The 342-nt window shown below is 65.5% G+C and carries 1 pseudogene; it reads right to left on the bottom strand.

Annotated elements, in window-relative coordinates:
* A pseudogene (locus tag NFJ07_RS25770) lies at window positions 1-342 on the bottom strand (NADP-dependent phosphogluconate dehydrogenase); the annotation flags it as partial.

Genomic DNA, 342 nt, shown 5'->3' with positions numbered 1-342 from the left:
TCGTAGTAGGCCAGCGAGGAGGAGAACACGGGAACCGGGATGCCCAGCTGGACAGCCGTTGCCACCACGCGGCGCCATGCCGGCAGCGCGCCGGCAATCGCCTTGGTGAAGGCCGGGGCGAACAGCAGGTTGGCCGGCTTCTCCTCGGCTGCGTAGGCGTTGGTGATTTCCTTGAGCAGCTCGGCGCGGATGATGCAGCCACCGCGCCACAGCGAAGCGATTTCATCAAGCTTGAGGTCCCAGCCGTATTCCTTCGCGGCGGAGGTCAGCATGTCCAGGCCCTGCGCGTACGACACAAGCTTGGAGGCGTAGAGCGCCTGGCGGACGTCCTCGACGAAGTTC

Source organism: Arthrobacter sp. B2a2-09, assembly GCF_027587375.1.
In the GTDB taxonomy this organism is placed as follows: domain Bacteria; phylum Actinomycetota; class Actinomycetes; order Actinomycetales; family Micrococcaceae; genus Arthrobacter.
The sequence above is the reverse complement of the archived record's forward strand: the minus strand, read 5'-3'. Positions and strand labels throughout refer to the sequence as shown.